The 24,379-nt window shown below is 44.5% G+C and carries 21 protein-coding genes; 10 read left to right on the top strand and 11 right to left on the bottom strand.

Features of this window, described 5'->3' with window-relative positions:
* Positions 1 to 107: 107 nt before the first annotated feature.
* Positions 108 to 2,168, bottom strand: coding sequence for an alpha-amylase family glycosyl hydrolase (locus OCV30_RS15955; protein ID WP_065678957.1), 2,061 nt, complete (start codon positions 2,166 to 2,168; stop codon positions 108 to 110).
* Positions 2,169 to 2,725: 557 nt separating this feature from the next.
* Here OCV30_RS15955 and OCV30_RS15950 point away from each other — a divergent pair.
* The 4 genes from OCV30_RS15950 (at position 2,726) to dgcA (ending at position 6,739) form a co-directional block, all read left to right on the top strand.
* Positions 2,726 to 3,562: an SGNH/GDSL hydrolase family protein gene (locus OCV30_RS15950; protein WP_065678956.1), complete on the top strand. Its 837-nt coding sequence runs from the start codon at positions 2,726 to 2,728 to the stop codon at positions 3,560 to 3,562.
* 143 nt (positions 3,563 to 3,705) lie between these two features.
* Positions 3,706 to 4,596: a LysR family transcriptional regulator gene (locus OCV30_RS15945; protein ID WP_065678955.1), complete on the top strand. Its 891-nt coding sequence runs from the start codon at positions 3,706 to 3,708 to the stop codon at positions 4,594 to 4,596.
* A gap of 91 nt (positions 4,597 to 4,687) precedes the next feature.
* On the top strand, positions 4,688 to 5,695 hold the full coding sequence (dgcN, locus tag OCV30_RS15940; protein WP_065678954.1) for an N-acetyltransferase DgcN: 1,008 nt from the start codon (positions 4,688 to 4,690) through the stop codon (positions 5,693 to 5,695).
* A 57-nt stretch (positions 5,696 to 5,752) separates the two neighbouring features.
* Complete coding sequence (gene dgcA / locus OCV30_RS15935; protein ID WP_065678953.1) at positions 5,753 to 6,739, top strand: N-acetyl-D-Glu racemase DgcA; 987 nt, start codon at positions 5,753 to 5,755, stop codon at positions 6,737 to 6,739.
* A gap of 50 nt (positions 6,740 to 6,789) precedes the next feature.
* Here the strand turns inward: dgcA and OCV30_RS15930 are convergent, their stop codons facing one another.
* The 3 genes from OCV30_RS15930 to glgC form a co-directional block, all read right to left on the bottom strand.
* Complete coding sequence (locus tag OCV30_RS15930) at positions 6,790 to 6,945, bottom strand: DUF3012 domain-containing protein (protein ID WP_004732998.1); 156 nt, start codon at positions 6,943 to 6,945, stop codon at positions 6,790 to 6,792.
* A 284-nt stretch (positions 6,946 to 7,229) separates the two neighbouring features.
* On the bottom strand, positions 7,230 to 7,586 hold the full coding sequence (gene hpf / locus OCV30_RS15925; protein ID WP_065678952.1) for a ribosome hibernation-promoting factor, HPF/YfiA family: 357 nt from the start codon (positions 7,584 to 7,586) through the stop codon (positions 7,230 to 7,232).
* A gap of 442 nt (positions 7,587 to 8,028) precedes the next feature.
* Positions 8,029 to 9,249 carry a glucose-1-phosphate adenylyltransferase gene (gene glgC / locus OCV30_RS15920; RefSeq protein ID WP_065678951.1) on the bottom strand — a complete coding sequence of 407 codons (1,221 nt, stop codon included), beginning with the start codon at positions 9,247 to 9,249 and terminating at the stop codon, positions 8,029 to 8,031.
* 400 nt (positions 9,250 to 9,649) lie between these two features.
* Between glgC and ompW the strand changes: the two genes are divergently transcribed.
* From ompW to OCV30_RS15905, 3 genes are all read left to right on the top strand, one after another.
* A complete protein-coding gene (ompW, locus tag OCV30_RS15915) occupies positions 9,650 to 10,297 on the top strand; it encodes an outer membrane protein OmpW (RefSeq protein ID WP_012601085.1) in 648 nt (215 codons plus the stop codon).
* Between the two features lie 212 nt (positions 10,298 to 10,509).
* Positions 10,510 to 11,442: a TAXI family TRAP transporter solute-binding subunit gene (locus OCV30_RS15910; protein WP_065678950.1), complete on the top strand. Its 933-nt coding sequence runs from the start codon at positions 10,510 to 10,512 to the stop codon at positions 11,440 to 11,442.
* A 73-nt stretch (positions 11,443 to 11,515) separates the two neighbouring features.
* Positions 11,516 to 13,429: a TRAP transporter permease gene (locus tag OCV30_RS15905; protein WP_065678949.1), complete on the top strand. Its 1,914-nt coding sequence runs from the start codon at positions 11,516 to 11,518 to the stop codon at positions 13,427 to 13,429.
* Between the two features lie 111 nt (positions 13,430 to 13,540).
* Here the strand turns inward: OCV30_RS15905 and OCV30_RS15900 are convergent, their stop codons facing one another.
* Entirely contained in the window at positions 13,541 to 14,260 is a 720-nt protein-coding gene (locus tag OCV30_RS15900) for an SDR family oxidoreductase (RefSeq protein WP_009846263.1), read from the bottom strand.
* Between the two features lie 226 nt (positions 14,261 to 14,486).
* Between OCV30_RS15900 and OCV30_RS15895 the strand changes: the two genes are divergently transcribed.
* Both OCV30_RS15895 and OCV30_RS15890 read left to right on the top strand, forming a co-directional pair.
* A complete protein-coding gene (locus OCV30_RS15895; RefSeq protein ID WP_065678948.1) occupies positions 14,487 to 15,392 on the top strand; it encodes a LysR family transcriptional regulator in 906 nt (301 codons plus the stop codon).
* 84 nt (positions 15,393 to 15,476) lie between these two features.
* On the top strand, positions 15,477 to 16,130 hold the full coding sequence (locus OCV30_RS15890) for a cupin domain-containing protein (RefSeq protein ID WP_004733021.1): 654 nt from the start codon (positions 15,477 to 15,479) through the stop codon (positions 16,128 to 16,130).
* A 77-nt stretch (positions 16,131 to 16,207) separates the two neighbouring features.
* On the opposite strand, the gene OCV30_RS15885 is transcribed toward OCV30_RS15890, so the two are convergent.
* Positions 16,208 to 16,846, bottom strand: a complete 639-nt coding sequence (locus tag OCV30_RS15885) for an NAD(P)-dependent oxidoreductase (RefSeq protein ID WP_065678947.1) — start codon at positions 16,844 to 16,846, stop codon at positions 16,208 to 16,210.
* 162 nt (positions 16,847 to 17,008) lie between these two features.
* Between OCV30_RS15885 and OCV30_RS15880 the strand changes: the two genes are divergently transcribed.
* Positions 17,009 to 17,905: a LysR family transcriptional regulator gene (locus OCV30_RS15880; RefSeq protein WP_065678946.1), complete on the top strand. Its 897-nt coding sequence runs from the start codon at positions 17,009 to 17,011 to the stop codon at positions 17,903 to 17,905.
* A 144-nt stretch (positions 17,906 to 18,049) separates the two neighbouring features.
* On the opposite strand, the gene OCV30_RS15875 is transcribed toward OCV30_RS15880, so the two are convergent.
* The 5 genes from OCV30_RS15875 to OCV30_RS15855 form a co-directional block, all read right to left on the bottom strand.
* Positions 18,050 to 18,913 carry a hypothetical protein gene (locus OCV30_RS15875; RefSeq protein WP_065678945.1) on the bottom strand — a complete coding sequence of 288 codons (864 nt, stop codon included), beginning with the start codon at positions 18,911 to 18,913 and terminating at the stop codon, positions 18,050 to 18,052.
* A gap of 386 nt (positions 18,914 to 19,299) precedes the next feature.
* Positions 19,300 to 20,760 carry an ABC transporter ATP-binding protein gene (locus OCV30_RS15870; RefSeq protein WP_065678944.1) on the bottom strand — a complete coding sequence of 487 codons (1,461 nt, stop codon included), beginning with the start codon at positions 20,758 to 20,760 and terminating at the stop codon, positions 19,300 to 19,302.
* The gene (locus tag OCV30_RS15865) at positions 20,757 to 21,635 is read right to left on the bottom strand and encodes an ABC transporter permease (protein WP_065678943.1); all 879 of its coding nucleotides are present in this window, start codon (positions 21,633 to 21,635) and stop codon (positions 20,757 to 20,759) included. Before OCV30_RS15865 ends, OCV30_RS15870 begins: the two co-directional genes overlap by 4 nt.
* Positions 21,632 to 22,645 (bottom strand): ABC transporter permease, encoded by a 1,014-nt coding sequence (locus OCV30_RS15860; RefSeq protein ID WP_065678942.1) that lies wholly within the window; start codon positions 22,643 to 22,645, stop codon positions 21,632 to 21,634. Before OCV30_RS15860 ends, OCV30_RS15865 begins: the two co-directional genes overlap by 4 nt.
* Entirely contained in the window at positions 22,638 to 24,173 is a 1,536-nt protein-coding gene (locus OCV30_RS15855; protein ID WP_065678941.1) for an ABC transporter substrate-binding protein, read from the bottom strand. The genes OCV30_RS15860 and OCV30_RS15855 overlap by 8 nt, the downstream gene beginning before the upstream one ends.
* Positions 24,174 to 24,379: the final 206 nt, after the last annotated feature.

The following is a 24,379-nucleotide window of genomic DNA, read 5'->3' as shown; positions in this document are numbered from 1 at the left end:
CGTTCTAATCGTGTCTGGTCTCTTAATATCCAATGCAGATTAAAGAAAACCCCTTATTCGTAGGAATAAGGGGTTTTTACTTGGTTGATCTCGGATCTTAGGTTTGGCTATTCAGCACATTTGGAAGCCATAATTTTCAGTGGTTGCCCCGCATCATCGAATTGTAAGCTCCAAACATACTGCCCAGCATTCCGAATGGTGATAGCGGTATCTTGCCCGTAACCACCTTTAATTAACGAGTTAAGCTGTCCTAACTTTAGGTTAAGCCCATCCGCTGTGAACTGAGGTGACCAAGCCTTGGATGCATATTGCATGCGATAACTGCCCGGTTTTTCAGTGGTGACGACTTGGTAAGTGTTGTCACCTTTATATTCAAACTCTCGTTGATCCACGTGTTTCCAACCTGAATCAGCAAAGTTGCCAACCACATAAAGTGGGCTCGAAATAGGGCCTTCAGCTGTTATTGTTGGATTGTCACATTGAGCCATGAAGCCTTGTCCAACTTCATTTCCTGTCGCTAGTATCGCCGCAATTGGCCCTTTTTCACTTGGCTGTGTTATCGACAAGAAACGAGCTTCAAATGGGCTTAGGACGATAGAGTAGTGGCCATCAATAGCTGAGATCGATTGCTTGGATTCAATATCCTTCAGATCAGCTATGGAGCCTGCTTTTTCTTTGGTTAGTTTTATGGTTTGTTCTTTGTTGGTAACGTTCACTGCGTAGACAACAGCATCGCCTTCATAGGCTTTGTGATCGACATAGGCAACATCATTGGCCATCAGGTTTGTACGTTTACCTTGTGATAGAGCGGGGTGCGTTTCTCTCAGTTTCATCAAGTTTGTCACGTATTGCTTTAAGTCTTTTTCGTGCGCATTGAGTTGGGCTGTGACACCTTCTACTTTACCGCTAGTACGGGCTACGTGATCATCACACAGACCATTAATAGCACAGTCATCAGTCCATACTTTGTCTGCAAAACCTTCTAGCTGATCGCCAATCTCGTCTCCATAGTAGGTTGTAATTGGGCCGGTATAAGCTGCTTGGAATGAAAATGCCGCTTTATAGCGCTGCCAATACTCTTTGTCTTGCGGAGAAGCGATATCACCGCGCTGTAATAAGTCACCAAAGCGCACAAGGTCATGGTTACCGATCATTAAATTTGGCTTCGCGTGGTCTGGGTATAACGAATGTAAAGACATGCCTTCTGCAAGCCACTCTCCACCTTTGTTCCCCACGCCAGCTTCGTTTACAGCAAAGGTTTCCGTCAGGCGGTAGCGCATCGGGAAATCAAACGCAGAACATAAGGCTGGTGCTTCATTTGAACCGTAGCCTGTTTCAATAATGCGGTTCTCACCTGCCCAAATTTCCGCGACCATATAACCCAGAGGGTTCACGGTTTTACCTTCGCTGTTTACGTATTCGACTTGAGAAGATGCGGTGTCTACCGTTTCTCTGATTTGACTCCAAGCTTCTTTTGGCACTTGATAAGCTTGATCTAAGCGCCAACCATCAATTTTGAGCTCTTTGATCCAATACTCGGCAACTTCTTGATAGAAGGCTAGGCTCTCAGGGTATGAGACTGGATTATCCTCTCCTTGGGGCAGCTTACCTGTTGGTGACGGCACTACGTTTTTTTTGTGGTGGCCAAATACGCCATCAAAGAAGACATAAAGCCCTCGAGCATGCGCTTCTTCAACTAAGGTTTTAGCTTCTTCCATCGTGCCGAATCTCGGATCGATATTGAAATAATCGGTGGCAAAATAACCGGTTGCATCCAGTCTATCGGCCCAGTGGTCTTGGTTTCCGATAGGCTCTGAATTAAAGATTGGGGTTAGCCAAATGCCGTTCATGCCAAGAGATTCAATGTAATCAAGTGAGTCGATAATACCTTGGATGTCTCCGTTATGGTGACTGGTTCCGTAGCCTGTCCCATGACCAATTGAGTCATCGCCACTGACAAAGCTTTCGACCATTACTTGATAGATCCTCAAGTCATTCACGTCGGCATTCGTATTCGTTTGGCATTGGTATGCTGTTGGTTCTTGAACTGATTCAGGTGCAGATTGGCAACCTGCAAGTAGGATGGCGGTAACGGCCAACGCGGTATTGGATAGAGAAAGTTTCACGTTAAGGTCCTTATTATTATGATTTAACCTATTATTCACCATCCTGATATTCTATAAATCCTCCGTTAAATAGTGGCAATAGGAGTAGACGGTAGGCTGAGAGACTGAGGTCACAATATGTGGTTAGGGCGTGTTGATCTTTCGAGCTGATTTTTGCAGCGAGTTGCTGGGTATTTATACAAGGCAGAGGCGTCGATGTGTAGCTAGCCTACATGAGAAGCCGATAACGCAGTAGAAATGACCAGCAAACGCTGCCCGAAGGGTTCGAGCTGGGCGCCCCCGCAAAAAGCGCTTTACTCTTTGTTGAGGGAGATTTGCTTAGAATGACTAGGCTACTTCCCCCTCGCCGCGATTAAAACGCTTTTATCTCGAACAAAATTTAACCACGAAAGGTCAACACGCCCTAGTTTCTTATACATATTATGATGAAGTACTGGTTTTCAGTCCCAATTGAGATTTATACGGCAATATATTTTTATGCCGTATGCATGATCCTTGTCCTGATTAAGTCATTCTCTGCTTCTAGTGTTATCTATCCCGTACGCAATCGGATATTATCTTGAGTTCATCACCAGATAATTGAAGGGTTAGATAACACCATGGAAGACAAGCAATTACTTGCCGCGCTGCAGCAACACCCTGTTCTCGATCTCTATCAGTTATTCCAAGAAGTTGGTCAAAACCGCTCTCTGTATGCATTACTAGAGAGGTTATCTTCCCTTAAAGAACACCACCAACTGAGCACTCGTCTTAGCCCTTTTAAGCCTCACATCGAAGGGTTGCTGGCTCAATTTGATAGCACTACACCGGACAGTGATATTCTCAAAGCGGTTGCTCTTCAGTCTGAGATTCAGCAACGAGGCCACAGTATGAGTCGTTACATCATGACATCGGACAATCACCGCCATTTTTCCCCAAATGCAGACCTAGTGATGTTTGGTGATTCGATCACCGAGTGGGCCCCGTGGGCGGATATCTTTCGCGATGTTTCGATGGTCAATCGTGGCCTAGCGGGTGACACCACAACTGGTATGTTGCGACGTATTGATACCACGTTGAATGTGAATCCAAAGCTAGTGTGTTTTATGGCGGGAATTAACGATCTTGCACAAGGTTACAACGTTGATCATATCTACCGGAACTACATTGATATGCTTGAAGTGTGGCAAGAAAACGATATTCGAATTTTGGTGCAATCAACGCTTTATGTTGGCTCTAAACTGCAAGGTTTGAACCCATCGGTTGAACTGCTCAATAGCAAGATAAGCGAGTACTGTTCTCAGCAAGGCATTGCGTTCTTAGATGTGAATTCTGTGTTGTCACCGAATAAGCTTTTGTCGAATGAGTACTCTTGTGATGACTTACACTTGAATGCGAAGGCTTACCAAGCTTGGGCTGAGGTGCTTCAACCTACGATAGCTGAGTTACTAAAATAAACTCACGCAAATAGCCAAATAGCCAAATAGCCGAGTAGATAAATAGACAGACAGCTAATTAAACAGCTAAACCGATAAACAGCTTAGCTAATACAAGAAAAGCCAACCCCTAGATTTGTTTCGCGAACCATAAGGACATCAATGTGAACCTAAGACAGTTGGAAGTCTTTTACGCCATCATGCAAACCGGAACCGTATCTGGAGCCGCACGTAATCTGCATGTGTCACAACCTAATGTGACCCGTATTCTGGCACACACAGAGCAACAACTTGGGTTTGGATTGTTCGAGCGTGTCAAAGGTCGGTTGGTGCCAACGGTCGAAGCGAGAACCTTGCTACCAGAAGCGGAAAAAGTCTATCAACAGCTGGGTCAATTTCGATCTCTGACCAACAAAGTGAAGCAAGGACATCAGCATTTACGTATTGGTGCACCACCGATACTGGCGACCAAATTGCTGACTCCGGTAATAGCCCAAATGTCTCGTGAACAAGAGCTCTCTTTTGAGTTGCTGACTGCAAACCGTGATGAACTGTGTGCTGGGCTGTTAAAGCATGAGCTTGATATTGCTATCGCGTTTGGGGACGAAACACCGCCTGCCATATTAAGTGAAACACTCTTAACTGAATCACTCAAGGTTCTGGTTCCTTCCCGCACCGTTGAACAGTTACCGACGGAATTAACCCTTGATGACCTGATCAATTATCCCTTACCAATCATCGGGCTTGATAGCCGCGATCCATTAGGCCTCCTATTACATCAAAGCCTTATCGCGCGAGATGAGCATTATCACCATCCGATATCGGTACGTGGATATAGCGCGGCGGCGGAACTGGTGAAGCACCAAGCGGGGTTTGCGATTGTCGATCCGTGGACGGCGGAGCAGTATCAAAATGACGATGCGGTCTGTGTGTTACCACTTCAACCAGACATCCAATTTTCGGTCTCGATGCTTTGCGCAGTGCACACCCCTCAGTCGATTTCCGTTAAGCAATTTATCGCTTCATTGAAGAGCCATACTCAGCCTATAACTTAAGGTTATAGGCTCGCCATAAATAGGTATTCGGCAGCTTCTAAGTTCTTAACTAAAGTAAATCCATACAAGGACTTATTAATTAGGAATGCTCATGTCTATCGCTCAACCTTACCTTCTTTTTCTTGGGGATGTTACTGACCCACTGGCCGCAAAAACCGCTCGCGGTATCCATCAATGGCGCCCAGAAATCTGCCTTGGGCAACTGCGTTTAACAGAAGAGACAGTTTCACTCGGCTTAACGGATATGACCTTGCAAGAGGCTCAAGCAAAGGGGGCGAAAACGCTAGTGATTGGCACGGCAAATCCGGGTGGCGTTATTCCTGACTCTTGGCAGCCAACCATAATGGAAGCTGCAGAAATGGGATTTGAGATTGCATCTGGCATGCACCAACGACTGAGTGAATTTTCACCGCTTGCTGACATGCGACAACAAGGATTGACTAAGCTTCATGATGTACGTCATTTTGACGGTGTTCTTAATGTTGGTAACGGTAAGCCTCGTCAAGGTAAGCGCCTGCTTACGGTCGGAACCGATTGCTCAGTAGGAAAAATGTTCTCGGCGTTGGCGATTGAAAAGTCCCTTAAAGAGTCAGGAATCTCTGCTCAGTTTAAAGCGACAGGGCAGACGGGTATCTTGATTGAAGGCAGCGGTATTTCGATTGATGCTGTGGTTGCGGATTTTATTTCTGGCGCAGTTGAAGCGATTAGCACTGATTTTACCGACCACGATTGGGACATCATTGAAGGGCAAGGTTCTTTATTCAACCCTTCGTTTGCAGGCGTGAGTTTGGGTCTTTTACATGGCGCACAAGCGGATGCTTTGGTGCTGTGTCATGAAGTTGGGCGACCACATATTCGCAACCTTCCTCATGCGCAATTGCCAACGATTGAACAGACGATCGAAGCTAACTTGCAAGCCGCGCGATTGACGAATCCAGATGTGAAATTGGTTGGCATCTGCTTGAACACGTCGGCAATCAGCATTGAAGACGCTGAGACATTATGCCAAGAATGGACCACACTCTATCAAGTGCCCGTGACGGATCCAGTGCGTTTTGGTGTACAACACATTACTGATCATTTGCGACATTCACTTTAACGACTTCATCATTTCTATGTTTCCATTTGTTAAAGCGAACATCAACCGAGTGAAATTATGAAGATTACAGCAGAACCCATTACTATCGCGATGCAAACGCCTTTTCGCATCTCTCGTGGCAGTCGAACTGAGTGTCACGTTGTTCGTGTTTACATTGAACATGGTGGCAAACAAGCTCAAGGCGAATGCACGCCTTACCCACGATACGGCGAGTCATCAGAGTCTGTGTTAGCGCAAATCCAACAAGCGTCTAACGCCCTTGAAGGTATGTTTGAGCGAGGCGTTACCGAGCCGGCAGAGCTAAGAGATCATCTTCAGTCTTTATTGACCGGAGGGGCAGCGCGAAATGCGGTCGATTGTGCGCTTTGGGATTTTGAAGCGCAGCAGAATGATCAGATGTTTCCAAATAGCTTGTTTGAGTTACCTGCTCAAATTGTGACTGCAATGACAGTCTCCATTGGTACACCAGAAGCGATGGCGACCCAAGCACGAGATTATGTGGCGAATGGCGCTAAGCTCCTAAAAGTGAAGCTTGATGGCGAGCAGGTAGTAGAGCGTGTTCGTGCTGTGCGAGAAGCGGCACCTGATGTTCAGATTGTACTGGATGCTAATGAAGCGTGGACAGGGTTGAATCTCGAAGAGTTGTTCAATCAACTTACTGAGTTTGATATCGCAATGATCGAGCAACCTTTGCCGCAACAACATGATGCCTCACTGGCACACATCAATCACCCGATCCCACTGTGTGCTGATGAAAGCTGCCATACCACTTCGCAACTTTCATCGTTGTTAGGCAAGTATGAAATGGTAAACATCAAGCTAGATAAAACCGGCGGTTTGACCGAAGCATTGGTACTTGCTGAAGAAGCTCAAAAGCTCGGCTTTACTCTGATGTCGGGTTGTATGCTAGGCACCTCATTGGCGATGCGAGCGGCGCTGCCTATTGCGGTTCAATCTGAAATCGTCGACCTCGATGGTCCTGTATTACTTGGGCAAGACGTTTCGCCAGCACTGACTTATCAAGATGGGATGATCATTCTTTAAGGTGATTTAGGATTGCCCATTAGAAATAAAAAATGGGCAAAATAAAGTGACTAGAAGACACAATGCTTAGCAAAGTCACCGGCTTCATTTGCAGTCCAGTCGCCTTTCGGTTTCTCTTTCATATCAGTACACCAAGCTTCACTGCCCACTTCTGTACAGGCCATAAGTTGAGTCGCGAGAAATAGAATTAATGCAATTTTTTTCATAATAAACATTCCTTTCTTGTTTAAATCCTTGCTTATAACTGTATCAAATACTACTAGTGATTGTTATAGCAGTCAGTGACATAAGTTGGTCAAAACGATATAGAGTTTGGCTTGGTTTTAAGATGGGAAGCGTAGGGTAGCGAGACAGTCGTGACAGGCAAAATCAAAGTAATAGGTTGATTGATAAATTGATTGAGGTGTAGATCGAAAAAGCCAGCAACGCATGCTGGCTTTGGAATTCTTGTGCGCTTCTATTCGTCAGTGCGCTTTAACTATTAGTCGAGTTATACCAGTTTCATCTCTTGGATGATGTCTGAAGCAATTTCTGGCTTCGTGCTCGTTGGTTTCTCGTGTAAGTCTGATTTCAATTGTCCCTTACGGTTACTTAGGCCTGCTTCAAGTTTCTTGAGTGCTGAAGCGATAGCTGGATACATAACGTCATCTGTAGCTTTTGCGTTTACACGTACACCTTCGTAGTTGGTGAACACTTCAACCTGGTGTTCACCATGTTCTTTTGTGATGATGATGTCGCAGCTGATCAGTGATGGGAAATGGTTAGATATCTTCTCGAATTTACCTTCGATGTCTTTGCGTGACTCGTCGTTAATTGATACATGATGTGTTTGAACATTTATTTTCATAAATCATACCTTTCCAATGACTGTGTCATTTAAACGTAGCAAACATCGGTTAGTTTAACCAACTGCGAAATAGCACATGTGTGATTCACTTCAGTGTTATCAAATAATCTCCCTTTACTCCCTTGAAAGTCCGAAGAACTGATCGCATATTATGTTTCGTGTTTTCAATACATGTTCAAAAATACCTCACTCGCGAAGCATTCCTCTAATCTACCTTGCCAGCCTAGGTTTTATCGCCTTAACCAAACGTCAGCTCAAATACTTATTCTAGTTTAAGTTTTATAAATCATTGCTAGTTTGATGCCGATATTGCTTTCTTATTAAATCACTGCAGTTGATATAAAAAGTATGGTTTATATAAAAAAGCAAAGCTCCGTGAATGCGACTATTGAATAAGGCAACTCTTGGTTGCCTTTATAGCGCCATCTGGTTTTAGCAATAGCTATTCTTCAAATTGGTAAGAAGAGGGCACCACAATGACGCCTTGTTTCGATATGTGAAAGCGTTTAGCGTCGGCAAGGTTATCAATACCGATTTGGGTGCCATCTGGCACTTTGACGTTCTTATCTATGATGCAGTTTTGTATGTGGCAATTTTTCCCAATCTCAACATCTTCAAACAGAATACTATCAATCACAATCGCGGCATTACTGACTTTCACTTTAGGAAAGAAGATAGAGTTTTGCGCAGAGCCGCCTTCGATCACTACGCCATTCGCTATCATCGAGTTGATGAATATTCCTTGGTTTCCTTCTACAGAAGCAATGGTGCGTGCAGGTGGCAGTTGTGGCTCGTAGGTGCGAATTGCCCAATCTGGTTGGTATAAATCTATAGGTGAGGCTGGCTTTAACAGATCCATATTAGACTGGTAGTAAGAGTCGATGGTACCCACATCTCTCCAGTACGCATCTTGGGTCACTCGGCCTTCTTCGTCGCCAAACTTATACGCGTAAACACTGTTGTTGCCGACCAATTTAGGAATAATGTCTTTACCGAAATCATGGCTTGAATTCGGATCTTCGGCATCCGCCAGTAGTGCTTGAGTCAGAACTTCCTTATCAAAGATGTAAATCCCCATTGAAGCCATGCTTCGGGTCGGTCTACCGGGCACGCTGGCGGGGTAGCGTGGCTTTTCGGTAAAGTTATTGATCTCTAGAGATTCATCTATCTCCATCACACCAAATTCTTTGGCTTCATCAATCGAAACCTCCATGCACGCTACGGTTAGATCGGCCTCGTTCTTTTTATGTTGCTTGAGCATTGGCGCGTAATCCATGCGATAGATATGGTCGCCTGATAACACCACTACATGCTTAGCTTCGCTACGAGAAAGCAGATACAAGTTTTGATAAATCGCATCGGCAGTACCGCTATACCAACTATCACCTGTACGCATTTGTGGGGGGACATTGGTGATGTATTCGCCGAGCTCGGGGTTAAGCACCGACCAACCATCTCTTAAATGTTTTTGTAAAGAGTGAGACTTGTACTGAGTCAGCACCAAAATTTGGCGCAGCCCAGAGTGTAAGCAGTTCGCGAGCGTGAAATCGATGATTCGATATTTACCGCCAAAAGGTACCGCAGGTTTTGCACGGTTATCGGTAAGGGGAGAAAGCCGAGAGCCTACACCGCCGGCCAGAACGATTGTTAGAGTGTCTTGCATAGTCAGAACCTCAATGTATTTATGATTATGAACATAGACTTGCAAGCACTAAGCCAAATGTAACTCATTGAATATTAAACGAGGTGAGAGTGATTATTGTGGAAGTGCACCAAATTGATGCGTACGAGATATTGGCTTGCTCTATTTTGATCCAAATAGACCCGGGCAAGGTGAAGGGGTTAAATTAACAAAATGACGCACGGGAAAGTTGCATTACAAAACTGTCAATAAAATGAAGCGATAAAGTGATCAAGTCGATGCAAATTTACATAAGTTCTCACAAGTTTTCACAAATTGATTTCCATCAATAAAGTAGGGTTATTATATGCTACCTTGCACGCAAAATAAGAAATGATTACTCATTCACCAATAACGATTAAGCCCTCAAAAGGAAATTATAATGAAAAAAACAGTATGTGGTATTGCGGTTGTTGCGGCTCTTATGTCAACTAGTGCTTTTGCTCATAAAGAAGGTGATTTCATCATCCGTGCTGGTGCCGCAATAGTGTCTCCTAACGATAGCAGTGGAGATGTTTTGGAGACATCGGGTTCAAAATTTGGTGTGGATTCAAACACCCAACTTGGATTGACATTTGGCTACATGTTTACAGACAACATCAGTCTCGAGATTCTTGCAGCGACGCCGTTCTCCCATACAATTTCTACAAACCATGGTGGTTTAGGTGATATCGCCGAGACAAAACATTTACCACCAACGTTGATGGTTCAGTACTACTTCGGCGAAGCAAACAGCAAGTTCCGTCCTTACGTAGGTGCTGGTATTAACTACACCGTATTCTTTGACGAAGAGCTTAATGGTGCGGCTAAAGATGCTGGTTTAAGTGACTTGTCCCTTGATGATTCGTGGGGACTGGCTGCGAATGTTGGTATGGATTACATGATCAACGACGACTGGTTTTTAAACGCATCCGTCTGGTACGCAGACATCGATACTACAGCCAAGTACAAGGCTGGTGGGAAACAGTACTCAACAGACGTTGATATTGATCCATGGGTATTCATGATTGGTGGTGGTTACAACTTCTAATCAACATCTTTAGTTTGTTAAAAGCGCTCAAGCACCAGCCAGCTTGGGCGCTTTTTTATTGATAAGTGATCAATTTAACACTTGCTTCACAATTGCATAGTATTTAATTGCACAATATTCGATCGCATGTAATGTTTGAACGGCTCAAAAAACGAACAGAAAATAAAGCCTGTAGTTAGGTGTATATCTAATTACGGTTAATAATCAAGGAGATGATTGTGCTTAAACGTAACTTATTAGTAGCTTTACTCGCGATTCTGCCTACGATGGCAAGTGCAGAAAACTATTCAATCGGTACAGGCGGTCAAAGTGGTATCTATTACCCATTTGGTGGCGCATTAGCTAAAGTCTGGTCTGAAAACGTACAGGATGTGAATGCAAAAGCAGAAGTGACAGCAGCGTCTGTCGAGAACACCATCAAGGTTGTACGTGGCGATATGATCGCCGGGATTGCAATGGGTAACGTGGTTCTGGATGCCTACAATGGCGAAGGTAAATTTCCTAAGAAAATGCCAGTGAAAACGCTGTTTGCTCTATATCCAAATCTAGTTCATACCATCACTCTTAAAAACTCTGGTATTGATTCATTATCGCAACTCAAAGGTAAACGTGTTTCCCTTGGGGCCCCTGCTAGTGGTACGGCAGTAACATCTGCAGCACTACTTGAGTCGATGGGTATTGATGTGAAAAAAGATATTGATGCGGTTTACCTTAATTACTCAGAAACCACTAATGCTTTGGCGAATGGTCAAATCGATGTGGGTTTCATTGTTGGTGGTCAAGGTGTTGGCGCGGTAACACAGATTGCGTTAACTCACGACGTTAAGGTGATTTCTATCTCTGAAGAAGAGAGTGCTAACTTCATGAGACAATATCCAGCCTACAGTGCTTACGACATTCCAGCAGGTGTTTACAATAAGGTTGATCCAGTATCGACACTTAGTGTGTGGAACGTATTGGTGGTTAATGCCAACATGAGTGATGACATGGCTTACAATCTGACTAAAGCCGCTTTTGAGAACATCGGTGATATTCGTAAAGTCGTGAAAATGGCTGAAATGACCACACCAGAGAATGCTTCTCGACTGCAAGGCGTACCGATTCATGCTGGTGCTCAGAAGTACCTAGATTCGGTAAGCAAGTAACATCTCTACCTCAGGGCAAGTGAAATCTCACTTGCCCTTTTTATCAATTCGTTCTTATCCAGCAGGCATTAATATGGATATTACCCCTGATAATCAAAATGCGTCACCCCAACTATTACCCTATGAAAAACTCGTGAAAACAATGGGCTATTTGACTTTAGTTGTTGCAGTAGCACTGTCGGCTTTTCAGATATGGCAAGGCGTGAGTTCAACGATCTCGGCAACCTATTTTAGACCCATCCACTTGTGTTGGGTATTGGTATTGATCTTCCTTCACTACCCATTGATCTCTAACCGAAAGAATAAGCTCTTTATTGTGGGCAAGCTGATCGATGTGATCTTGTGTGCCGTGGTGGTGTTTGCTGGCTACCGTTTATGGATATTCGATTACAACGACATCAATCATCTGTTTTATGGCCTTCAATTTGCTGACATGTTTGCTGGTAGTGCTTTGTTGGTACTGCTGCTAGAAGGATGCCGACGTACTGTTGGTTGGGTGATGGTGTTAATCGCAGTGTTGTTCCTTGCGTATAGCGCGTTCGGTGACATGCTGCCAAGTGGTTTTTCTATTAAGGCTTACACGCTACAAGAGCTGATTCAGTTCCAGATTTACTCCGCTAATGGTGTATTTGGTTCTGCGTTAGGGATCGCCGCGACAACGGTATTCATCTTTGTGTTGTTTGGTGCATTTCTAGAGGTGACCGGAGCCGGTAAATTCTTTATTGATCTCGCATTCTCAATCGCCGGTAAATACCGTGGCGGCCCTGCGAAAGCCGCGGTATTGGCATCGGCAGGTTTGGGTTCTATTTCTGGTTCTGCGATAGCGAATACGGTGACCACAGGCTCAATTACTATCCCTATGATGAAGAAGCTCGGTTATAAACCAGAGCAAGCCGCAGGTATTGAAGCTGCCGCCTCTACGGGTGGGCAAATTATGCCACCAATTATGGGGGCTGGTGCGTTCGTGATGGCGCAATTTACTGGTGTGCCTTACAGCGAAATCATGATCGCATCGATTGCTCCTGCTATTTTATACTTTTTCTGTACTTTGCTTTACGTCCATCTAATGGCGTGCAAGTTGAACCTCAAAGCTGTAAGCAGAACAGAAGCCGTGATTTCGGTGATGAAAGATGGCGCTCACCACCTGATTCCGTTGATCTTGATAACGGCACTCTTAATGATGGCTTACTCACCGTTGCTAGTTGGTGTTGCGGGTTGTAGTGCAATTCTACTAACCGCGGCGCTGCGTAAACACAGTCGAATCGGATTGAAGAAGTTCATTGAAGGGATGAAAAATGGTGCACTGATGGCGTTGCCGATTTCTGCAGCGTGTGGTGCGGCGGGCATTATTGTTGGTGTGGTAGGGCAAACAGGAATCGGTTTGCAGTTTACTCAGTTTGTGATGGACTTCTCTGGTGGCTACATGCTTATTGCATTGGGCTTAATCAGTTTAGTGGCTTTAATTTTGGGTATGGGCTTACCTGTAACAGCGGCGTATATTGTGTTGGCGGTTATGGCTGTACCAATGCTAAGCGATTTTGGCTTACCATTGTTAACTGCTCACCTTATCGTATTTTGGCTGTCTCAAACCTCGAACGTAACGCCACCTATAGCCTTGGCTGCTTTTGCTGGGGCTGGTGTAGCGAATGCTAACCCAATGAAATCTTCGGTAGAAGCGTTCAAGTTGGCGGGTGGTCTGTTCATCATCCCAATTATGATGGCATACACAAGCCTTGTGAATCCTGACGACGGAATGCCAGCGTTGCTTTTGTCAATCGTCCAGACGCTGACTATTATTGTCGCGATAGCGATCGCAATTGAAGGGTATTTGATTCGTTCACTGAGCATGGTTGAGCGCTTAGCAGCATTACTTGCCATTCCATTATTGCTACTCAATCCATTCGGGCTAGGACCTTTGGGTATTGTAATTATTGTCGCACTGATTGTGATTCAATGGCGTGGTCGCGAGGTCGCAAAACAAGCCTAGTGTTTATTGAGTTCGGACAATAGAAAAAAGGGACCTTTGCTATTTATAGTAAAGGTCCCTTTCTCTATACGTCAATTAAACAAAGACGTTACGTAAGTTAATCACTGAAACTTACGGCTGTTGCTTAGTTGGTGCTAGAGCAATCTCACGGATACATACATTCTGTGGTTGTTGGTAAGCGTACGATACCGCGCGAGCAATATCGTCAGCAGCCAATACGCCGCCCATGTCTTCTTTCCAAGAGTCGTAACCATCTTTGATTTCTTGAGATGTTGTGTGAGACAGAAGTTCAGTCTCTACAGCACCCGGTGCGATAGTCGTAACACGAACATTTGAAGCAGCAACTTCTTCACGAACGTTTTCAGAAATAGCGTGTACCGCGAACTTAGTACCACAGTAAGCTGCGTGGCTTGGGAAAGTTTTCTTACCCGCAATTGAGCTGATGTTGATGATAGTACCTGTGTTGCGTTCCATCATCGGAGCAAGTACAGACTGCATGCCGTTTAGAAGACCAATTACGTTCACGTCGAACATTGTCTTCCACTCTTGAGCATCTTGAGTATCAATTTGACCAAGAAGCATTGCACCAGCGTTGTTGATAAGCGCGTCTACAGGGCCAAATTTCGCTTCACCTTGTGCGATTGCTGCATCAAAAGACGCTTTGTCTGTTACGTCTACTTTTACTGACAGTGAGTTTGGTAGGTTCAGCGCTTCAAGGCGGTCAACACGACGAGCTAAAAGTAGCAGAGGGTGACCTTCATCGCTTAGACGACGAGCGATTGCTTCACCAATACCAGAGCTTGCACCTGTAATTACGATTAGTTTTTTCATTTTATTTCCTCTGTACTTTTATTGCGTCGGTTGGCTACGACGTGTTGTTTAAGTGCATTCGAATCAAGTGCTTGTTGTCTTGCTTCGTTGCGATGGAGGTATATTAAGGAAAATAGCATTGTTGATATATAGCGCTTTACTTGAAACACTGTTGCTGTGGTGCAACAATGAACATGTGCTCTCTATTACTTCATCATCTTAAAGTCTCACAACTAAGCTGGCGACCATGCTCAATCAAATTAACCTGTCTGATATTCGTTCTTTCGTGCTTATCGCTCGTTTAGGTAACTTTACCAAAGCAGCGGAGGAGCTTGATGTCTCGCGTTCTCACGTATCACGCCAAGTGAGTAGCCTAGAAAAGCAGATGGGCGTGACGTTGTTTATCCGCACCACTCGTACTTTGAGGCTAACTCACGCGGGGCAAGATCTGTACGCGAGATGCGAACAAGCCTTAGATAATATAGACCAAGCTCTGATTGCTGCTGTGGACGATGTCGAAGAAGTACGTGGCGACATAAAAGTAAACTGTGTCGGCGGTTATTTGGGTGAGGTGATCATCGCGGATCTGGTCAATGAGTTTATGCAGCTCTACCCAGATATCAGTATTAGTCTTGATTTCAGTAGCAACCGAGTCGACTTGATTGAAGACGCGTTTGATATCGCTTTTCGCATGGGAAGCTTAGAAGACGCGGGCTTTATCGCAAGAAAGCTTTTAGACATCGAGATGGGAACACTCGCGAGTCCTGAGTATTTCGCTCGTAAAGGAAAGCCCAATCACCCTAAAGGTTTAGCCCACCATGATTGTTTAACAGGATCTGTACGCAAATGGAGTTTTCAAGCTTTGGACGATAACAAGAAAACGGTCGATGTGCATGTGACGGGCAGACTGCAATGTAAGAATGGGCGAGTGTTGGTGCAGGGCGCGAAGTCGGGCAACGGAATTATTCGTGTTCCAACCATCTATTGCTTACAAGAACTCAACGACGGGCAACTGCTGCAAGTGTTTGATGAGTGGATAGTACCTAAAGTGGACTTTTCAGCGATCTACCATCGAGACCGCTATCAACCAAGCCGAATTCGAACCTTCATTGATTTCGTAAAAGGTCGCTTTGAACAAATGCCAGTGAGCTAAGGCTTCGGGGTTTTCTCTTTCGTTATTCCTAGAATAAAATGTAGACAGAACGTATAGAAAAATAACAAGAGTAAGGTCGCCATTATGTTCAACATGGACTTTTCAAAAAAGCTGGTTATTGAAACCGAATCATTAGACTGGATTGCAAGCCCTGCCAAAGGGGTTTGGCGTAAGCCGCTTGAAAGAGAAGAGAAAGAATCGGGTCACACGACTAGCGTGGTGAAGTACGATCCTGAATCTTCGTTTTCTGAGCACCCGCATCCGCAAGGCGAAGAGATATTCGTATTAGAGGGTGTGTTCTCAGATGAAACTGGAGATTTCCCTGCCGGCACTTATATCCGTAATCCCCCGGGCAGTGCGCATTCTCCATCAAGCAAAGATGGCTGCACGATCTTGGTGAAGCTTAATCAGTTTGATGCGAGAGACTTAACTCAAGTTCGTATCAATACCCTAGAAACGGAATGGCTTCCGGGCATCGGTGGCTTACAAGTGATGCCGCTACATGGTTTTGAGCACGAAAATGTGGCCTTGGTGAAATGGCCCGTTGGTGAGCGCTTTCAGCCACACCGTCATTTTGGTGGTGAAGAGATCTTTGTGTTGTCAGGCACTTTTAAAGATGAACATGGCGTGTATCCAAAACACACTTGGATGCGTAGCCCTCATATGAGCGAGCATTTCCCTTATGTGGAAGAAGAGACGGTTATCCTAGTGAAAACGGGTCACTTGCCATTGGATTAAAGGAATGCTCAATGTAAAGATGAGAAAGCCGCATTGTTGTGAACAAGCGGCTTTTTTAGTTTTTATATATGAATTGACTAGTAAGCGACACCAATACGTTGACGTGGGAACTTGCCAGCTTCGAGCTCATCAATCATCGCAATCGCGTAGTCGCTGACTGAAATTTTGCTGTTGCCATTTTCGTCGGTGAGCAGCTGATCACCACCTGTGCGGTAGGTTGATAGCTTATCGCCCGGGAAAATTTCTGCTGCAGGGCTAACAAACGTCCAGTTAACCTCGTTGTTTGATTGCTTGAACACTTCAAGAGCTTCACCCTGTGCTAGCGCTTCGTTTTTGTAATCTGCTGGGAAGTCAGGAACGGTCACTAACGGTACGTTTGGCGCCACTTCTAATGAACCTGCACCGCCAACCCAAAGCAGGCGCTCGATACCAATGCTTGGCAGTGTCTCAAGCAGCTTAGTTGCTGTGCTTTTTACGATGTCGTGATTACCCAAAGCACGTCCGCCAATCGAAGTGATTACTGCATCAACGCCGGATAGTGCGGTTGCAAGGCTTGCTGCTTCATCTTGTAAATCAAATGAACGAACTTCAACATCGCTGATTTCTATGCGGCTTGCATCTCTTACAACAGCAACAACTTCGTGACCACGAGATTGAGCTTCTTGAGCAATGTGACTACCAATCCAACCAGATGCGCCTAATACTGCAATTTTCATAATGTCTCTCCAATTATCTAATTTATTGAGTCTGTTTCTCGACAGCCATTGCAGTCTAATAGCTCACTAGGTTGCGATAAATATCGTAAAATGATGTAGATTGTATCTATTTAGTGATCTAATAAGATTTGATTAGCTGTTAAATAGCTTAAGGAGTGTGTGATGGATAGGCTGACGGCGATGCGTAGCTTTGTTGAAGTCGCAAATTGTGCCAGCTTCACTCAAGCAGCTGAGCACTTAGATATGAGCCGGTTGCAGGTTTCACGGCATGTTCAAGAGATTGAAGGGTGGTTAAAACAAAGGTTACTGCACAGAACTACTCGTAAGGTCAGTTTGACAGCGGCAGGAGAGATTGCGCTGCAACGTTGCGAGAAGATACTCCATGAAACCGCAGAGCTAGAAGTCACTTCACTCAATCAAACCGACGATCTTTCAGGGGTAATTCGAATTGCAGCGCCGATTGGTTTAACTCAAAACATGCTGTTGGATGTGGTTGAGCAATTCACAGAGCGTCACCCTAATATAACGGTCGAGTTGTTTGCATCAGATCGTTTTGCGCAGTTGGTGGATGAGAGAATAGATATTGCCCTTCGCTATACTGACCAACCTGACGATAGTTTGATTGCTCGAAAGCTCATGGAAATTGATTCAGTGGTGTGTGCCTCTCAAGTCTACCTAGACAAGCATGGAGAACCTAAAACGGTCGACGAGCTTCGACAGCACAATTGTTTTCGCCATTTGAGTGTTTCTAAGTGGGATTTCGTTAAGGATAACCAGCACTATTCGGTTGAGGTGTCTGGCACTATCAAGGCTAACGATGTTGGGGTATTAACTCGCGCCGCACAGCATGGAAAAGGGATTGTTCGCTTACCTTGTGATTTAGCCAATCCACTGATTGCGAATGGTAAATTGAAACGAATATTGGATGACTTTGTTTCACCCAGCAGTGTGCTTTGGGCGGTGTATCTGTCTCGCAGTTATCAGCTGCCTGTTGTTCGTCAGTTCATTGATTTTGCAGCAGAAGCTTGGTCTAGCGATATTAAGTCTGGTGATGTTTGAGGTTATATATTCTAAGTACACAAGTACACAAGTACATAAGTACACAAGGCATAAACACATAAATACAAAAATCCGATATCAAAGGTGATATCGGATTTGAACTCAATCATTCAGAGTTCCACACGCTCTCCTCTCACGAAGTCTTTACACGTATCTGTGTACCGATAATCGGGTGTTTATCGCCTTATCGTTGATGTCAGGTAAAGGCTGATACAAGTTTCTAGTAATGTCGGATAATACTTGGTCGTAAACTTGCGATACGACGCTAGAAATATCACTGGTTAATTCGTATAAGCTATCTGTCGGTTGGGTTAATTCGTTGCTCGATGCGATTTCTGCGAGTGCATGCATCGCTCGAGTGCAAACTGGTGATCCACTGCTAATAGGGCAGATAATTGATAATTGGTTGAGTTTACGGTGAGTCTGAGATGCATAGAATTTGAATCTCGCGTACTCCTCAGGCTTCTCCATATCCGCCTTTTCTATCCCAGGGATGGCCATTCTCAACTTGGTCAGGATCTCCATGCAATCCAAGATCTGTTGCCAGTTCATGTGGTACTCACGGCTCATGTCTTCTCGTTCTGATTGAATCAGCCAGATGATCATCACTTCATCCATCAAGAACATGCTGTGACGAATCGTTTTTCCATGAATCGATTGATTACGTACTAAGCTACGGTTTTGCCAGTCATTGTGCATAGCGATGAGTTTGAGATGATAAATGCGATACATCGGACGGCTGTCAAACGACACATGAGATTGAAGCAGTTCAGATACCTCAAGTATGTTGTCGTAAATCTGATTCACTTTTCGAATTGAGTCGCTCGTCAATTGATACGCCAGAGCATAATGCGTTGCCGCGCGATGTTTGCGTGATAGCAACAATAACTGTCTGAGTAGAACTAAGGTTTCAAACCGGTGTGATAGCGCTGTTTGTCTCTTCTTTGAGAAATGACACAGCGCTGCAAGTACTAATAGGGATAAACCCACTGAAATAACGACCAACATATTCAACTCCTAATATCTGAATACCTACTTAGTGGTAGTTCACGATTTGTGCCAAAATTGATAAACATTATATTTCAACGACTTATATTTTAATCCCGCTTGTGGATGACCAATACTGGTGCATCACCTCACCATTCGAGTGAGTGCGATAGAAGAGGTTAGAGGTGTTTATAGTTTCTAGACTTTGCTATGGCTGAAGCATAAATAGCTACAATCTGGCTAACCTCTTATGCAAGGTTAGTCAGGTTGGGTTACACAGAGATGTACATTCAGTGAGTAGATAGTGAAGGTATGACTAAAGATTTACGGCGAATGTACCACTGAGAAGACAGATAACCGCGAAGCTCGTTTAAGTCGATCGTTCCAGAAATCAATAGCTAGATAAATCAATAGCGCGATAAGTCGATCACTTTATTGCATAGCTTACTCAAAGCCAGTTGATCATGGCTGATCAAAATTAGGCCGCAGTTAGCTTCTTTCGATACTTCAACAATCAGCTTTAGCGTTTGGGCTGCTGTGATGGGGTCTAATCGTGATGAGGGTTCATCTGCAATTAATAGTTTTGGACTCATCAGTAGCGCTCGTAAAATCGCAAACCTCTGCAATTCTCCCCCTGATACTTGGCTTGAAGGACGCTCAAGTAATGCAGAATCAAGGCTCAATCTATCTAGAAGTACGGGTATCTTGGAGCGATTTAGCTTGTGAAGCGCACATAAGTCATTAAGTAACGTTTTTAGTGTTGTGTGAGGAGAATGCGCACTGGGTGGATCTTGGTAAAGCTTAAGGCGTTGTCCTTTTTCGATTTTTTTAAGCCAGTCGATATTGCCGGAAAAGTCGTGATGCAACCCTAGTAAAGTATCGGCGAGAGAAGACTTTCCGCATCCGCTGTCACCATAAACTCCCAGTATTTCACCTTGTGATAATGAGAACGTCAGATCTGAAAAGAGTGTTCTTTGATCGCGATAAATAGCTAAACTTTCAACTTCAAGCAATGGCTTCAGCTCGCTTTGTATGCCAACCTCTGAGGGAGTAGCGTGACTATTTGATTCATTTGAAGGTTGCGAGGAAGTTGGCTGATCAAGAGACCAATACTCAGGTTGAGCTTGTATTAGCGCTTTTGTGTAGGCCGCTTGTGGCTGATCTAAAATGGCTTTAGCGTCTCCCCTTTCAACAATTGCCCCTTCTTTCATGACAATGATGTCACCACCTAGCATTTTAGCCAGCTTAATGTCGTGAGTGATGGTGAGCAGGCCACCGGGTTTGCCATTTTCAAGTTGTTGGCAGTGAGAAAGGAGAAGTTGCCCAACGTGATCACGTCGGCTTTCGTCTAAGCCTTTTGTGGGTTCATCGGCAATTAACAGTTTGCCTCCAGCTTGAGTCGCACATAAGTACGCAGCACGTTGCGCCATTCCGCCCGAGAGTTCAAATGGGTGTTTATCTCCATCTTTGCCCAGATCCATTTGTTGAAGTGCACGATGGGTGAGTGTGTCACTCTGGGAACGACCTTCGTTTAAAACCAGCTTATGAACTTCGCTTATCTGCGATCCTATAGTCCGAAGCAGGTTGAGTGCTAACCAAGGTTCTTGAGGTAGCAAAGCGATTTCTTTACCCCAAAAACGTTCTCGATTTAAAGGGTTAAGCTCATTAAACAAAGTAATGTCGCCCTCTGGTTTTAAGGCATCGGGCAAGGTGCCGGCGATAGCTGCCGCGATTAGGCTTTTCCCCGCCCCTGTTTCGCCCAAGATGGTGAGCGGACGCTGAGGATATAAATCTAAACTTAAGCCCTGGACTAAGGTTTGAGTATCAGTTTGAATCGACAGGTTTTCAATTTTTAACATTGCGTTCATGCTGCTACTCCTTTATCCGTTTGTTTGCCTAGTTGGGTTTTTTCTTGTTTAGCTCCCGGTTTTTTATGCGCATGGTTTTTTGAGGATTGCGTGTGACGTTTTCCTTGAGCTAATAAATGAAAGCTTAATACCAGAAGAAAAACGGTCAGTACCGGTTGAATCAAAACCCAAGGGGCTTGGTGGTAGTAACGGAACAGTTCAACCATCATTAAGCCGAGCTCAGCTTCTGGCGGCTTAAGCCCAACATGTAGAAAGCCTAAAGACGCGAGTGCCAGTATTGAATTACCCGTACCAAAACAGAACAAGGTGAATAAATCATTTCGGCAATCTGGCCACAAGTGACGCTTGAATATATACCAGTGGTTGAACCCATAAAGCCGAGAGGCTTCTACTGCAGGTGACTGAATGAGTGACAACGTTCGGTTGCGTGACACGCGGAAAAAATCCACCCACAGCATGAGCGATATGGCGATATATAGAATGAGGAATGATCCCGGAACCATAGCCGCAAAAAGTAAAACAAGAATTAAGCCGGGCATGGCGAGTATCATATTCACGTTGAATGAAAAGATTTTATCCCACCATCCTTGTTTCCAGCCGGCTATTACTCCCATTGACGTCCCTAACAACGCTGCGGTGGTAATACTGATTAATGCCATGGAAAGTGAGGTGGTAATGGCGTGGCTTAATCTCGCTAAATTACTGCGTCCAAAATGGTCTCTGCCTAAAGGTTCTTCGACAGAAGGCGTTGTGAATGCAAGGTCTAAATTTTGCTTGGCAATATCACCTTGATAGACAGTCCGCTCTAGCATGACTAGGCATAATAAAGCGGCTAAGATAATCAGACCTAACCATTGCGGTTTTGTTAAATTCATACGATCTTAACCTTCTTTCTTTTGGGTTCTGCTTGTGGTCTATTAGGCGCGAATTTTGAAAATAAACCTGAAGTTTTATTCGCGCGTTGCCTTGGATCCAATAGGTAGTTAACAAGATCGACTAAGGTATTGATGACCACAAATAGAAGCCCCATCAGCAATGCTGCCCCTTGAATCATTGGAATATCTCTACGGAAAATCGCATGCGCCAATGCATGCCCAATACCTGGCCAGGAGAACAATGACTCGATCATAATGATCCCTTCAATTAACCCGGTTGCTTGAACACCAACAAAAGTAATAACAGGTAAAGCGATGTGTTTATGAGCGTGATGCTGGAAAGCTTGCGCCTCACTGAGTCCTTTTAAACGAGCGAATAAAAAGTGCGGTGCTGTGATGGCATCGTGAGTGGCGTTTCTTATAAGACGACTAGACATTGCAGCCAGCGATAGTGCCAAGGCGAGGGCGGGCAAAATGATAAACTCGACTCGACCAAAGCCTGCCACAGGAAGCCAATTCAGCTGTAACGAAAATATAATCACCAAGGCCAAACCTATTAAAAATACAGGCTGAGCTCTTAAGATGATGGAACCTAATAGCGAGAAATGGTCTGCAAAAGAGTCGGTCCGTTTTCCACAATAAATACCGATTGGGATGGCAATGAGAAGAGAAATGACGGTCGCGACGACTGCCAATAAAATGGAATGCCCGAGCTGGTGGCTGATTTCATCAATGACGGGGGTGCCACTAATCAATGATGTTCCCAAATCAAAATGGAGAAGATCCCATAGCCATTCGAGGTATAGCTGCAAGCCCGAACGATCAAGCCCTAGCTCTTGATAAACCGCTTGTGCCGCATCCGCATCCACATAATCATACCCATAGCGACCCGCTGCAATTCGAAAAGCAAAGTCGCCGGGTAACAAGCGCATTAAAATGAAAGTGAGTGTTCCGATACTCCAAGCCACAAAGCCAGCTTGGAGTACTCTTCGGATTAAGATATTAATCATTAATCGTCATCTCTGAGATGCGATAGTTGATTTCAAATGGGTCAAATGAGAAGTGGTTAACACGTTCATTCACCGCGACTAATTGAGTGTAGAAAGTCACAGGAATCAGCGGCATTTCTTCCGCTAATATGGATGAAGCCTCTTGAGTCATTAGATTATATTGTTCTTGGTTTGGTTCAACCGATAGGCGTTCAAGCAAGCTGCTGAACTCATCAGAAGACCAGTTCATTGGTCCCCAGTCACTGCCTTTATGGCTAGCAAAGTCGCGCATTAGTAAGGCTAGGGGATCCGCCGTAGTGCCAAAATTACGCGCCACGAGCGCCATTTCTAATGTGCCGTCTTTGTGCTTTGATGGAATTGCACTTGAGTTATCGATAGAAACATTCACTTGAATGCCGACTTCTTTGAGCTGAGCTTGAATCGCGGTAGCTACGATAGGCAGCTCTGGTCTGTCTGAGTAGGTAGTTAAAGTAATATCGAATGTTTTGCCTTCTCGCGAAAGGAGACCTTCCTCATTTTCCTGCCAACCTTGCCCTGCAAGTAATGTTTTCGCTTGGTCGATATTGCGCTGAGTTTGCTCAAGGTTATTGATGTGCCATGCGCCAAGAGAAGGGGCAAACAGTTGATAGGCTTCAGAGCCTTGAACGCGGACAATTTGTTTTGAAATACCCGTTCGGTCCAAAGCTAAACTGATAGCTTGACGCACATCTGAATGATTCAAAAGTGGGTGTTCATTATTCAACTTAATTAGGATCGTTCTTGGGATGGACTCCATCACCAATTCAACATTCTTTGCTGACTCAAGTAGGTCGATACTGGCTGGATCGAGTGTGTAAACCAGATCAGCTTGACCGGTTTGTGCTAACAAAGCACGGCTTTCAGAGCGATGACCTGCAAGGTAGTGAACATGTTCAATCGAGGCTTTTGTGCCCCAGTAGTCCGCATTTTTGACAACATGCGCTTTATGAGGCGCTTGTAACTCTTGGATTTTATAAGGACCTGTACCACTCAGCTGTGCAACATTTCCTTGTTGATCAAACGAACTTGGTGCTGCAATCGCTGCTGTGTAATGAGCTAACACTGCCAGCAATGGTCGGTAAGGTTGAGATAGTTCTATCACTAGAAGGTTGTCTGAAGCTGATACCTCTTTGATAGGTACACGCTTTAATACGCCAGGTTTTTTTAAAGCGTGAGAAAGAGAAGTTTGAACAGCTTGCGCGGTAAGCGGGGAGCCATCGTGGAACACAACGTCTGGGCGCAATGTGAATTCCCAGCGTAAATTGTTTGCGTTAGTTGTCCATTCTTTCGCTAATAAAGGGGTGACGTTGCCTGACTTATCGATAGCAGTAAGCGCTTCAACGACTTGTAACCGTGTAAATAAATAGCCGTTTTTAGATAAATCTTGGTCGGTAAATTCAAAGGGGCCAGAAATGTTTAGCGTTGTTGGTTGTGTTTCTTTTGATGGTAAAAATATCCATATGAGTAGTGCACTGATGGAAAGTAGCGCCAGTGCGGCAAGCTTTTTCATGCTTTTGTCCTAGTTATGAGTAATCATTTGCGATGTTATAACATAACAATTGTGTATTGTTAATGATAATAGTTGCTAATTGGCTCGGTTTTTTATCGGACGTGAGTATGAAAAAAGCCCCACTGAAATCAGTGAGGCTCTAATTTTTGTATGCGGTTCTGATTCTAACAGGGTTTATTGGACGGTATCAGTCAGCTGTAAAAGCT

Origin of the sequence: Vibrio atlanticus, assembly GCF_024347315.1 — a bacterium.
GTDB lineage: Bacteria > Pseudomonadota > Gammaproteobacteria > Enterobacterales > Vibrionaceae > Vibrio > Vibrio atlanticus.
This window is presented reverse-complemented; position numbering and strand designations above follow the sequence as displayed.

Coding starts and splice junctions, on each gene's coding strand:
- OCV30_RS15885 (WP_065678947.1), bottom strand. CDS start 16,846: ATGAAAATTGCAGTATTAGGCGCATCTGGTTGGATTGGTAGTCACATT.
- OCV30_RS15905 (WP_065678949.1), top strand. CDS start 11,516: ATGGATATTACCCCTGATAATCAAAATGCGTCACCCCAACTATTACCC.
- dgcN (WP_065678954.1), top strand. CDS start 4,688: ATGTCTATCGCTCAACCTTACCTTCTTTTTCTTGGGGATGTTACTGAC.
- OCV30_RS15860 (WP_065678942.1), bottom strand. CDS start 22,645: ATGATTAATATCTTAATCCGAAGAGTACTCCAAGCTGGCTTTGTGGCT.
- glgC (WP_065678951.1), bottom strand. CDS start 9,249: ATGCAAGACACTCTAACAATCGTTCTGGCCGGCGGTGTAGGCTCTCGG.
- OCV30_RS15950 (WP_065678956.1), top strand. CDS start 2,726: ATGGAAGACAAGCAATTACTTGCCGCGCTGCAGCAACACCCTGTTCTC.
- OCV30_RS15880 (WP_065678946.1), top strand. CDS start 17,009: ATGGATAGGCTGACGGCGATGCGTAGCTTTGTTGAAGTCGCAAATTGT.
- OCV30_RS15910 (WP_065678950.1), top strand. CDS start 10,510: ATGATTGTGCTTAAACGTAACTTATTAGTAGCTTTACTCGCGATTCTG.
- OCV30_RS15870 (WP_065678944.1), bottom strand. CDS start 20,760: ATGAACGCAATGTTAAAAATTGAAAACCTGTCGATTCAAACTGATACT.
- OCV30_RS15875 (WP_065678945.1), bottom strand. CDS start 18,913: ATGTTGGTCGTTATTTCAGTGGGTTTATCCCTATTAGTACTTGCAGCG.
- OCV30_RS15855 (WP_065678941.1), bottom strand. CDS start 24,173: ATGAAAAAGCTTGCCGCACTGGCGCTACTTTCCATCAGTGCACTACTC.
- hpf (WP_065678952.1), bottom strand. CDS start 7,586: ATGAAAATAAATGTTCAAACACATCATGTATCAATTAACGACGAGTCA.
- OCV30_RS15900 (WP_009846263.1), bottom strand. CDS start 14,260: ATGAAAAAACTAATCGTAATTACAGGTGCAAGCTCTGGTATTGGTGAA.
- OCV30_RS15930 (WP_004732998.1), bottom strand. CDS start 6,945: ATGAAAAAAATTGCATTAATTCTATTTCTCGCGACTCAACTTATGGCC.
- OCV30_RS15955 (WP_065678957.1), bottom strand. CDS start 2,168: ATGGTGAATAATAGGTTAAATCATAATAATAAGGACCTTAACGTGAAA.
- OCV30_RS15890 (WP_004733021.1), top strand. CDS start 15,477: ATGTTCAACATGGACTTTTCAAAAAAGCTGGTTATTGAAACCGAATCA.
- dgcA (WP_065678953.1), top strand. CDS start 5,753: ATGAAGATTACAGCAGAACCCATTACTATCGCGATGCAAACGCCTTTT.
- OCV30_RS15865 (WP_065678943.1), bottom strand. CDS start 21,635: ATGAATTTAACAAAACCGCAATGGTTAGGTCTGATTATCTTAGCCGCT.
- OCV30_RS15895 (WP_065678948.1), top strand. CDS start 14,487: ATGCTCAATCAAATTAACCTGTCTGATATTCGTTCTTTCGTGCTTATC.
- ompW (WP_012601085.1), top strand. CDS start 9,650: ATGAAAAAAACAGTATGTGGTATTGCGGTTGTTGCGGCTCTTATGTCA.